At 51.5% G+C, this 12,651-nt stretch carries 6 protein-coding genes; 3 read left to right on the forward strand and 3 right to left on the reverse strand.

The window, feature by feature from the left end:
* Nucleotides 1–17 precede the first annotated feature (17 nt).
* Nucleotides 18–5,096, reverse strand: a complete 5,079-nt coding sequence (locus ACN4EK_RS19130; RefSeq protein WP_431659750.1) for an nSTAND1 domain-containing NTPase — start codon at nt 5,094–5,096, stop codon at nt 18–20.
* Between the two features lie 653 nt (nt 5,097–5,749).
* On the opposite strand from ACN4EK_RS19130, the gene ACN4EK_RS19135 reads away from it, so the two are divergent.
* Nucleotides 5,750–8,518, forward strand: coding sequence for a zinc-dependent metalloprotease (locus ACN4EK_RS19135; protein ID WP_431659751.1), 2,769 nt, complete (start codon nt 5,750–5,752; stop codon nt 8,516–8,518).
* 44 nt (nt 8,519–8,562) lie between these two features.
* Nucleotides 8,563–10,371, forward strand: a complete 1,809-nt coding sequence (gene sppA / locus ACN4EK_RS19140) for a signal peptide peptidase SppA (protein WP_431659752.1) — start codon at nt 8,563–8,565, stop codon at nt 10,369–10,371.
* 7 nt (nt 10,372–10,378) lie between these two features.
* Here sppA and ACN4EK_RS19145 read toward each other — a convergent pair whose 3' ends face one another.
* Together ACN4EK_RS19145 and egtD are read right to left on the reverse strand one after the other, a co-directional pair.
* The gene (locus ACN4EK_RS19145; RefSeq protein WP_431659753.1) at nt 10,379–11,284 is read right to left on the reverse strand and encodes a carbohydrate ABC transporter permease; all 906 of its coding nucleotides are present in this window, start codon (nt 11,282–11,284) and stop codon (nt 10,379–10,381) included.
* Nucleotides 11,277–12,338 carry an L-histidine N(alpha)-methyltransferase gene (egtD, locus tag ACN4EK_RS19150; RefSeq protein ID WP_431659754.1) on the reverse strand — a complete coding sequence of 354 codons (1,062 nt, stop codon included), beginning with the start codon at nt 12,336–12,338 and terminating at the stop codon, nt 11,277–11,279. Before egtD ends, ACN4EK_RS19145 begins: the two co-directional genes overlap by 8 nt.
* A 141-nt stretch (nt 12,339–12,479) precedes the next feature.
* Between egtD and tatA the strand changes: the two genes are divergently transcribed.
* Complete coding sequence (gene tatA / locus ACN4EK_RS19155; protein ID WP_431659756.1) at nt 12,480–12,650, forward strand: twin-arginine translocase TatA/TatE family subunit; 171 nt, start codon at nt 12,480–12,482, stop codon at nt 12,648–12,650.
* Nucleotide 12,651: the final 1 nt, after the last annotated feature.

Genomic DNA, 12,651 nt, shown 5'->3' on the forward strand with positions numbered 1-12,651 from the left:
TCCAACTGCCCACAGGGCTACTTCCAGTCTGAGGACGGGCAAGCATTCGGTGGCAATCTCAAATAACGCAGGCATTCTTCGGGGCGGAGAGGACGCAGCGTGCGATCGTGAGCTAGCTTTAGCAGTCCATTCCAGGTAGCCGCCCATACCTGAACTGTGCCAGTGCTATTCAGTGTCACCACCATCTGCCCATCCGGACTGAAGAAAGCCCGTTGTAACGGATCGAGCTGATTTCCAGCTTCGACTGGACGTAATAACGCCCGCTCCGTTCCAGTATCGGCATCCCATAAGCGAGCCGTACCATCTGTACTCGCTGTCACGAGCATTTTGCCATCGGGACTAAACTCAGCATCAAGCACTGCCCCACGATGCCCTGCCAGAATCACCCGTAACGCACCCGTATGCGGATCAAAGATCTTTGCCGTACCATCCAGTCCAGCCGTCACCACCCGCTGACCATCCGGACTGAAATGCCCACTCATTACAGCGGTTGGCTGCGTTAGCGTCATGGTCGATTGCCCCGAGGCTAAGTCCCAAATCCGCACAGTGCCATCCTGACTCGCACTAATCACCTGCCGACCATCTGGGCTAAATTGTGCATCGCCGATCGTGCCTTGATGCCCTTGCAAACTCTGCAACCGCTTTCCCGATTGCACATCCCACAGTTGAATTGTGCGATCGTTTTCAATCCCCAAAATCACCCGTTGATCTGGACTGAATACCAGCTGCTGAACCCGGTTCGTCGCCGCACCAGAGGCTTCTAGAATCCGTGTTGACACCTCGGTTGGCTGAGGTTGATCCGGGCGAGGCTGCCAGATCTTTACCTGACCCACACTATCCGCCGTTGCCACCAACTGCCCATCCGCACTCAACGCCACACTCATTAATGTATTCCCCGATGGTGGGAAAAACGAGGCAACATCCAGCAACGCTGCCCCACCAGCATGGGCAATTTGAACGACCTCGCGATCGCGAACAGTAGCCCCGTTAGCCGCAATCTTAGACGTTCCAAGTTGTTGCCGGTTCATACCCACAGACTCTACAGGATTAGTCCGTTGACTGGATAGCCGACTCCCATCCGCGAATAGAGGACTGGGGCTGCCATTCCAGGGCTGCAACCAGTTCAGTCCCAACGGTAAACGTGACGCTGGGGTCGCCTCTACGGGTGGTCGCGAGTCGGAACTTGATCCTCTCCATTGGCTCAGGTGCCAATGATGTAACGTTCCATGCATGCCAACCGTCACCAGGGCATTCGCCAGGGGATGAGTCGCCGGAGCCGGTGTAGAACTCCCTTGAATCGCTGCGGCCGCTGCACTCAGCATAGAATCAGGTGTAGTCGCTGGAGACTTCAGGAAAGTGACCCACCGAATCACTTCATGCGGCAACGTAAACGAGGGTAACTCGCCACCCATATCCGCCGCCCATAGCCGCACAGAACCATCGGCACTGGCGGTCGCGACTAAAGAACCATTGCTATCAAATTGCACCGATCGAATACTCCCAGTGTGCTCCCATAAACTGCCAACACTACGCTGGGTTCGCACATCCCAGAGGTAGGTGACATAACTGAGGCGGTTATCTACCCGCCGTACCTGCGTTGTGCTGAGACGTTGACTATTGGGACTGAACGCGATCGCCACCGGCTCTTGGCTGCGTTGCCCACTGCCTCCTACTCCCTGAATACTAAATAGCTGCCCCTTGGGAAAATGCCACAGCCACACTCGTTGGGTAACATCTGAGATCGCGAAATATTGCCCATTCGGACTCAAGCAGATTTGTGCGATCGCAGCCATACCAGGATTCAACGTTTGCTGCACTTTGCCAGTTGCCACATCCCACGCGCGAATCGTGCCATCCTGGGTACCCGTCACCACTACTTGAGCAGTAGCATCAAATGTTGCACTGGTCACGCCCCCCGCATGACGCAACAGTTGTTTGGTCTGTTTAGTTGCGACCTGCCACACTTGCACAGTATTGCCGCTGATCGCCAGCAATTGCTGACCATCCGAACTAAAACTCAACCCAGTCGCTGGAGTTGTTTGAATAAACCGAGCTTGCAGTTTGCCGGTGTCTGCCTGCCAAACCTGAATGGTGCGATCGGCGCTGGCGGCGGCAATCCAATTGCCATTTACCGCCAAATGGGTCACGGGTTGCCGAAATCCCCCAAGTTGTAGTAATCGCGCTCCCGACTCAACTGACCACACCTGCACCTGATTCCTGGTCTGAGCAGAGGCAACGAGCCGCTGCTGATCGCCGGTAAAGGCGATCGTGGTAATGGGTGGCTGGGCGACTCCTTCTCGTTCCTCATCCCAGGACAACACTCGCTCCACGGTTGGTGAGGCGATCGACCAGAAGCGAATCGTGCCATCGTCTCCAGCCGTGGCTAACCGATGATGATTATCAGCAAAAATCACCTGCGATACCGCCCCCTGGTGTCCCCGCAGATCGGCTTGAAGCCGTAATTTTTGCAAGGCCGCCCGCAGACTGGCTTCGGCTTCATAGGTTTGTCCCTGTTGAGCCGCTAACCGACTGATTAACAGGGCAGTGGCAGGATCGCTATTCGTCTCCTGAAGCGTAGATTGGGCGATCGCCGCCCACTGACGAGAGGTAGCCACCTGAAGCTGATAGTCCTTCTCTGCCTGACTCCGCATGGCTGTCCAATACTGAATACAGGTAACTGCCAATGCCACCAACAGCGTACAGGGCACAGCCACCTGTAACAGCCGCAACTCCCGCCGGGCCTGATGATGCTCCTCCTGACTAACGGCAATATAGCGCTGGGCTAAGGCAGATAAATCATCCGCATAGGTATCGAGAAAGTCGGCAGCATTCAACAGCCGATTGCCCCGCAGCAAATATTCCGCCGCTCGCGGTTGCCCAGCACTATCCCACTCCCGCGCCGCCCGTTCAATGCCCCGTTGTCGCCGCAGCATTTCCCGGTTTTCATCCAACCAGGAGCGCAATAATGTCCAGTTACGGATCAGCGCTTCGTGAGCAATATCCACTGTTTCCTGCCCACCGACACCCGGTGAAGCATAAAATACCTCCAAATCAGGTAGGTAGGCGAGCCGAGCAATACTGTGGTTAGACCCCTGGTTCAGGGTAGTGTGATGCTTGGGCAGCGATCGCTCTAGATCCTGAGCGGACTGAGGCGACTTGCTTTTGACCATCTGTGCCAAGCGGAGTGCCGTAGAAACATTGGCAAAGCGCTGATCTAGACATTCCTGATGCCGACTGGTGGTTGGCACCTGATTGGTCACGACCAGTTTTGCGGCTACCAGTTTCTCTAGCACTCGATCGACCAGATCGATCGACAACCGGGAACCCACCAACTCAGATTTGAGGATGCGCCGCCGGGTATCTTCCGTCCCTTCTCCCAATTGGGTCAGGGCAATGAAAATGCGTTTTGCCACCTGCTGTTCTTCGGGAGTCAGGCTATAAAACACTTCATCGGCACGTTTTTGCAGCGTCCCCCGCACTCCGCCCAGTTCTGTGTAGGCATTTAAAGTCAGGCGGCTGGCTCCACCCGATGGATCAATTTGGCGGTGATACCACAATTCCAGCAGGGTATATTGCAGTAACGGCAGTTCTCCGGGTGACCCAGCGACATCCAGCAGTATGTTATATACCAGATTCGGTTCACAGACTAGACCAACTTTCTCCGCCGGTTTGGTAATTGACGCTTTGATCTGCTCATAGGTCAGTGGAGTCACCATGACCAGAAATTGCTCGATCTGCTCCGCCAAGCCGTTATACAGGGAACATTTACTAAAAAAGTCTGCCCGCAGCACAATCACAATACTGAGGCGATCGCCCACCTCCCGTAACGCGGTTGTTAAACAATTAAAAAACCGATGGCGATCGCGCTCAGCATGGGGACTCTGGCAGAGGGTAAACACTTCCTCAAATTGGTCAATGATTAATACCAGGCGAGAATGCTTACTGGGATTGGACATCAAACTGGCACGCACCAGTTGGGATAAGCCTGTCCCCCCCTCTTGCAGAAAAATTTCTGCCCGCCGTAGTTGTTCTGCCCGATCGACCGCCGCCGCCGTGGGATTAATGAAGGCATTCGCCAAACTTTTGAGCGGTTGTTCGGTGGGTGTGATCAGTTTAATTTGCCAATCACTACTGCCCGATAGGCGCTGTCCTCGGCGTAATTTGTGTACCAGACCTGCCCGTACCAGCGAAGACTTGCCACTGCCCGATGCCCCCACCACCGCCAGAAAGTTGCCTGTCTTTAATTTATCGATCAACTGATCCGTCAGTTCTTCCCGACCAAAGAAGTAATCGGCATGGTGTTCATCAAAAAATTCCAAGCCGCGATAGGGACAGATCTCCTGAGACAGGCTGGTTTGCAAAACGGTTTCTGCACTCTGACAACGGGTGAGGATGATTTCGCTACCGGAGTTTTCAAACAAGGGTTGTTGCACTTCCCCTTTCAGGGCACTACTAACCCAATCGGTCAAGGCGTAGTTACTGACTATGCCATTGGCTAACCGACGTGGGTCCAGTCCATTAATCAGCGCCTGGGTGAACACACTGTAGTTGCCAGCGATCGACTCATAGGCCGATTCATATTCCCGTGAGGCCGCCATAAACAGGCGATCGGTGCCCGATTTTGCCCCCGGATCTGCCTCCAGGAAATTGAGAATTTCACCGCTATGGCAGCAGTCCAACAAAATAATCCGTTGCCGCACTGGACTTTCTTGCAAGAGGCGGCGTAGCCAGAACAGCGATAAGCCATAGAAATGGGCTTGGGGATTGACTTCGCTGGTAGCTAGAAACCCTTCCCGAATACCCGCTTCTTTTTGCAAGCCATGCCCCGAAAAGTAGAACAGGGCAGTATGGGGAATATTGTTACCCTTAGGTTTAAACAGTTGAACCAGAGCCGCTTCCAGTGGTGCCAGAGTCACCGGAGTTTTCATCCCCACCTGGAGATGCCCTTCTTTCACCATTTCTGGTAAGCGGGTGACCCGAAAATCACCATAGGACTCAAGCTGTTGCGCGATCGCCTCGGCATCTTGAGCTGGGGCCCCCAGACTAGGCAGATGTTGATAGGAACTAATTCCAACAACCAGAGCATCCCGTGACATTGTGTGTTTCTCCTATAACCGCACCTAAATGCAGTAATCAAACTCCCGAAAGTTGCCCAAAATGAATCGAATTGTTAGTTGAGGGAACACATCGAAATGCCAGGTATCAGCAACAAGTTATCTAGATAGATTTACTGAGTTAGTGAATCGATATTTTTTTGTTGTCTAGTACCAACTTAATTAAAATCAATGTTGTTGTAAAAGGGGGTAAGACCCCCACGTGGTCTAGTTTCGGCAATTCCTAATCAAGAGTTCAAAAAAATACTCTTTTTGCGAAAAAACCGAGCGAAGGGAATCTATCATTGGGAAAAATCAGAGAAATCTCGCTAAAAATACTCACCGTTTTGATAAACGATTGACTTAACAATCGAAAATCTACGGATAAACAGTGCTTTTAGCATAAAATCCAAACAAAGTTTTCGTAGAAGTACGGAGTCAATTCAGACACACCGATTTAGCGGCTCCTGTCAATGGCTAGGTTCAACTAACTTCCAATTTAGTCACTCTCCACATACAAAGTGATCTATTATTATTATTATTAAGTGTATTAATCAATGGCTGTCAGACATTAAAAAACATGGACTGGAGCGATCGCAGTTAAATTTTGGCGGTAGGGTGATTTCACGCCGTATTGGGTTAGTGCCGCCGGAAGCATGAAGAAGATCGCGATCGTTCTGGCATTTTGGTTCAGTCTGCTGCTGGTATTGGGTACTGCCTCCTGGCATCCAGCCTTCCCTGAGTTAGGACAACGCAGTGAGTTACAGGCAATCGCCAAACAACTCAATTCACCTCAGCCGCCCTCTCCGACCTCAAGGGCGAAGGCGATCGGGACAAAACCTGCCAGCCAACAACCGATTACTCCCCTGGACCCGTTTGCCAGTGTCATTGGTAATGCCCAGCGCTTAGCCGGGTTATTTACGCTTTACTTTGATCCAGAAGCGGGCAAGCTATTTGCCGAAATTGCCCCCGATCAACTGAATGTTCAGTATCTCTGGAGTATGACCCGCGAGTCCGGCATTGGGGATCGATCGCTGGTTAGTGGTCAATCTTTGCCCAGCTTTGTCTTCATGATTCGGCAGGTCAAACATACGCTGCAACTGGTCGTTCCCAATCTCTACTTTCGGGCACGCTCCGGAGATCCAATTGAACGATCCGTCCGGAGATCGTTTAGTGAGTCGATTCTAGCCACATTACCAATTCAGCAGATCCATCCCCAACGTCACACCTTTTTGGTCGATCTAGAGCCTTTACTCCTCAGCGATTTGCCTGGTTTTACTGCCGATCTATCAGCCGCCCTGGACGCTCAATACAGTTTAGACTCAGAAAAATCGACTCTGGGCAATGTTCAGGTCTTCCCGAAAAATGTTGAGTTAGAAACGATTTATAGTTTCTCGCTGCATCCTGCCGAACAATCCCGTCCCCAAATTCCCTCACTCCCAGACAACCGCAATCTGGTCTTGCGAGCGCACTATAGCTGGTCACGACTGCCCGACCATCATGGCTATCGTCCTCGGTTTGCCGACGATCGAGTGGGCTATTTCATCACCGCCTATCAAGATTTATCGCAGCAATCCCATAAATCGCCCTTCGTCCGCTATATCAACCGTTGGCATTTAGAGAAACAGAACCCGACTGCCCCACTCTCACCCCCTAAACAACCGATCGTCTTCTGGCTGGAAAACAGCATTCCTCCCGAGTATCGTGACACGGTTAAAGCAGGAGTGCTGTTATGGAACAAAGCCTTTGAGCAAGCCGGATTCGTGGATGTGATCGAAGTCCGGCAAATGCCCGATGATGCTACCTGGAGTCCGGCAGATGCCCGCTATAACACCATTCGTTGGCTAACAGCGTACTATAGCGGATTTGATGGCTTGGCACCGATCCGCGTCAATCCGCTCACGGGGGAAATTTTAGATGCTGACATTTTGATTGATGCTAGCTTTGCTCGGGGAGCTAAACAGCGATATCTTGCCCTGGAACAGGAGCGTCAGGCATCCGAGCGATCCAGTCCATTCCCTTGCCCATCGTCCTCTAGTGGCTCCAAGCCACGATCGTCCCAGGCACAAATCCAAGCCGACGATCGCTGTTATCGCCAAGGTGCATCCCGCCAGTTCGCTCTGGGAGCAATGGCACTATCGATGCTGCATCATGCGGCTCCGGCTAGTGACAGGATGCAAGAGTATGTCCGGCAATACCTGCAAGAACTGATTGCCCATGAGGTCGGTCATACGTTAGGACTTCGCCACAATTTTCGAGCCAGTGCCATGTTGTCCCCTACCGAGTTAAACAATACCGAGCTAACCCATACCAGGGGACTGACAGCCTCCGTCATGGACTATACTGCCGTGAATCTGGCTCCTCCCACCTTTCCCCAGGGCGACTACTTTACCACGGTCGTCGGGCCCTATGATGAATGGGCGATCGCCTATGGCTATACCCCGTTTAATGCCCGAACACCCCAGGCGGAACAGCGATTTTTAGAGGCGATCGTCCGCCGGTCACCCGAGCCAGCCCTGGCATACGGCACAGATGAGGATGCGGCTGCCGAACTGGATCCCCAAATTCAAGTGTTTGATCTCAGTAGCGATCTCCTCACCTATGCCCCCTGGCAGTTTGAGAATGCCCAACGGTTATGGCAGGCATTAAATCAACATGCTCCCCGAGGCGATGAAGGGCTGAGTGAAGTGCGCGATCGCTTTGAAACAATCTTTCACTACTATGCCAGCTACGGATTCCTCTTGACCAACTATATTGGGGGACAGTCATTTAACCGCTATCGCTCTGGAAGTGTGGTCGGTCGGCTACCGTTAGAACCGATTTCAGCCGAACAACAACGGCAGGCATTAGATCTGTTAGACACCTATATCTTCGCTGCCAATGCCTTTCGCTTTTCCCCCGAATTGCTCAATAAGCTGACTCCCGCTCGGTGGGAGCACTGGGGTGAAGTCGCCTCAATTCAGTTAGACTACCCCATTCACGATCGCATCCTGTGGCTACAGACGAGCGTGCTCCAACAACTCTTCAGTCGCGATCGCTTGGTACGGTTACAAGATGCAGAGTTGAAAGCCAAACCGGGACAGTCGTTTACCCTAGCCAACCTATTTGAGACGCTGCAAACGATTGTTTGGCAAGAAGTTTTACCCAACCCAACGGGCAACTCCCTGCCACTAGCGACAACCAGTTTGCGACGAGGCTTACAACAGGCGTATCTACATCAAATGATCCAAATGGCATTACGTAAAGCCAACGTTCCCAGGGAAGCCACGACCCTGGCACGCTATCACTTAAAACAACTGCGCGATCAACTAAGCAATACCTTAGATCGATCGCCCTCCGATCGGGATACTGCTACCCAGGCGCATTGGGAAGAGGTACACGATCGGATTCTCAAGGCACTAGATGCTCAATTGCAAACGCAGTGATTAGGATAGAAGCGAATCGCTGCTTGTTTTAGGAACCTACTCGAATGCGAGACTTTTTTAAGTACACGTTTGCCACCCTGCTCGGCTTATTCATTTTTCTCGGATTAAGCGTCGGTGGGTTAATTGCTCTATTCATTGGCGCAGCGTCTAGAGAAACGGGGCCCAGGGTGGCAAATAAATCTGTTCTGGTCTTCGATTTGGGATTAGATATTGTGGATGCGCCGCCAGGTTCAGGGGGAGGGCAAGCCCTGGAAGCTGCGCTGTCTGGCACTAGCCTGGAAACGATCTCGCTACGATCGGCGATCGACGCGATCGACCAAGCAGCCAAAGACGATCGGATTGTGGGGCTATATCTCCATGGCAATATTAGTGCGGCTGGCAGTGGTTCTGGGTTTGCCACCTTAAAGGAAGTGCGGGGGGCACTGCAACGATTTAAAGCAGCAGGGAAAAAAATTCTTGCCTACCCCATGGACTGGCAAGAGCGGGATTATTACCTCGGTTCTGTGGCGAATACGATCGCGCTGAATCCCTTTGGCTCCCTGGAGATGAATGGGCTAAGTTCCGAAGCCACCTTCTTTGCTAACGCCCTCCAGAAATTTGGGGTCGGAGTCCAGGTGACACGGGTCGGTAGATATAAATCAGCAGTAGAACCGTTTTTGCTAACCGAACGGAGTCCGGCGAATAAACAACAGACTGAAACCTTATTGAATGATTTATGGCGAGAATTTCTTACAGCCGCGAGTCGCGATCGCAAACTCACGCCGCAGCAACTCCAGGCAATCTCCGATCGCGAGGCGGCACTGGAACCCGAAGACGCATTAAAACTGCGGTTGGTCGATAAGCTGGCTTACCAGGATGAAATCTTAACTGAATTAAGGCAGTTGACTGGCAATCAGGCTGAGGATCAGACCCTGCGGCAAGTTACCTTAAAAGATTATGCCAAGGTGGCAGAGAACGCCCTGGGTCGCGAGAACTTCTCTAGCAACCAAATTGCCATCGTCTACGCGGAAGGTAATATTGTCGATGGACAGGGGCAAACCGGACAGATTGGGGGCGATCGCTTTGCCAAACAACTACGCGAACTGCGACTTGATCAGAATGTTAAAGCGATCGTGTTGCGGGTCAATAGTCCAGGGGGAAGTGCCTCGGCTTCGGAAGTGATGCAACGGGAAGTGATTCTGACTCGCAAAGTCAAACCCGTGATTGTCTCAATGGGAACAGTGGCGGCTTCCGGCGGGTATTGGATTTCGACGTACAGCGATCGGATTTTTGCCGAACCGAATACGATTACTGGCTCGATCGGGGTATTTGGCTTGTTACCGAATATTCAACAACTGGGGAATAACATTGGCATTACCTGGGATACCGTCAAAACCAGTCGCTTTGCTGATATTAGAAGCGTCTCCCGTCCGAAAAGTCCCCAGGAGATGGCATTAATTCAACAATCGGTCGATCGCATCTACAACCAATTCATCACCAAAGTTGCCGAGTCTCGCAAACTGGACAAAGCCAAAGTTGCCGATCTGGCACAGGGACGCGTCTGGTCAGGCATTCGGGCTAAAGACTTGGGGTTGGTCGATCAATTGGGAGGGCTGAATGATGCAATCAAGTACGCTGCTCAAAAAGCCAATTTAGGCAATAACTGGACATTGACCGAATATCCCAAACCCCGAACCCTGACAGAGCGCTTATTTGGTACCAGCAAAGACGATAAGGTAGCAGAACTCTCCACCAAACTCGATCCACTGACTACCGAAGCCCTCAAGTTATATAGCGAGTTATCTGCCCTCCGCGCACTCAATGATCCCCGTGGCATTTACGTTCGCTTACCCTATAACTTCCGGATTGATTAGGATAGCCTCAAGCTTGCTCGTCCCTGGTCGTCAGCCGCTCTAAACTCAGTCGCAGCAGCGATAGCACTAGAATTAGCCCAAACATCACCAAGCCGATCGTGCAAGCGTAGCTAATATCTAGATCCTTAAATGCCCGTTCGTACAGGTAATAGACGATCGTGGCGGAACTGTTGCGGGGCCCTCCCTGGGTCATCACATACACTTCTTCAAACACCTTCGTGGCGGAAATGGCAGAAATCACCGCGACTAAGAAAATGTAAGGTTTCATCAACGGTACTGTGATATCCCAATGTTGCTTGATACCATCGGAACCATCGATCGCCGCCGCTTCATATAACTCCTGGGGAATGGCTTGCAATCCCGCCAGGTAAATCACCATGTAGTAGCCCAATCCTTTCCAGACTGTGACTGCCATAACGCTGAAAATTGCCCAACTGGGACTGGTTAACCAGGGAATACCATCGGTCGTTAGCCCCAACAGCCGGAGTAGTTGATTCAGCAATCCGGTTTCGGCATACAGCCACTTCCATGCCAGCCCAGCCACCACCATCGAGATCACCACTGGCGTATAGTATGCTGCCCGAAACCACCGGACTCCCCGCAACTTCTGGTTGACCAGAATCGCTAATCCCAACGGCAACATCACCAGCAACGGCACCACACACACCATATACAGCAGCGTATTGCGAAAGGTCTGCCAGAACACGGTATCTGCCCATAATCGCCGGAAATTGGCAAATCCGACCCACTCCGGAGCGGTCAAGATGTCGTAACGGGTAAAACTCAGATAAAACGCCTGCACCGCCGGATAAAACACGGTCAGCCCCAGCATAAATAGGGCGGGTAGCAGAAATAGGTACGGGGTCAGCCGAGGTTGGACAATAGCCCAATATTTAGGGAGGGATTTATCCATCACGATCGCTCACTTGACAAAGTAACAAGCCAAACCAAGTATTTTGATCTGCCCAAACCCGTAACGGATTTAAACCAATTTCCTCAAGTTGCTGTTGAGTGGCAGTTAGATTAAATTTGCGCGAGATTTCCGTCCGGATGGTCTCACCAGACTCAAAGGTTACAGTCAGGCTCAAAGCGGCTAATTCGATGGTTTGCGATCGCAGACTGCGGAGATGCATTTCAATTTGATGCAAAGACTCATTGTAGAACGACCAATGCTCAAATTGAGTCAGATCAAAATCACCCTGAAATCGCTGATTCAGATGCTGCAACATATTGAGATTAAACTCTGCCGTCACACCCTGACGATCGTTATACGCCGCTTCTAATAACTCAGTTGATTTGTGTAGATCGACCCCTAACAGAAAGTATTCTCCTGGCTGTAACGCCGAGCGAATTTGTTGGAAAAATTGCTCACATTCCGCCGGATTCAAATTGCCTAAACTACTGCCAAGAAAGAAGATCAATCGTTTGGGTAAATGGGGCGTAGACAGATGTTGTAGGGCCTGCTCATACGTCCCTACTAAGCCGTGAATGTTTAGAGTGGGATACTCGCTCAATAACTGGTGGGCACTGTCTTTAAGAATGCCAGCACTGATATCGATCGGAATATAATGCAACGGATAGCCTAACGCTTGATAGGCATTCAGTAATAAGCGGGTTTTCGTGGAACTACCACTGCCTAACTCCACCAGTTCACACACCCCGGTGGTTGCTGCGATCTCAGCCGCATAATTTTGTAGAATGCTGGTTTCGGTGCGCGTTAAATAATATTCAGGTAACTCACAAATTTGCTCAAATAATTGCGAACCCCGATCGTCATAGAAATACTTGGGCGGTAATGTCTTAGGTTGCTGCGTGAGTCCCTGAATTACATCCTGCCCGAAGGGCGCTTGCGCCACATCCTGAGTCGGGTGAATTAATACTTCAATCTGCAATCGATCGGCAGGAATAACTGGGGGCAACGAATTCCGGGCAGACGTGGCTGAACTGACCGCTTCAAAGGCTGACATTCTCCCTCCATCACAACAACGTTACAGGTGGCAATTGGGCAACTCTCAAGCGTTGGCTTACCGCTTGTTATTGTCCCACCATCAGGGTCGCCTACTGTCTAACAAAGGAGGGATAATGGGAACACCGTTACCGGAGAGCGTATGTTTGGTTTGGGATGGCCAGAAGTGGCAATTATTGCGATCGTGGCAATTCTGATCTTTGGGCCGAAAAAGATTCCCGAACTGGGAGGGACGTTAGGCAAAACCCTACGGGGCTTCAAGGAAGAGATCAGCAAACCGGATGAAGACACCAGCGATTTAGACGATCGCTAGA

The sequence above is a fragment of the Pantanalinema rosaneae CENA516 genome (assembly GCF_050753385.1).
In the GTDB taxonomy this organism is placed as follows: Bacteria; Cyanobacteriota; Cyanobacteriia; order Leptolyngbyales; family Leptolyngbyaceae; genus Pantanalinema; species Pantanalinema rosaneae.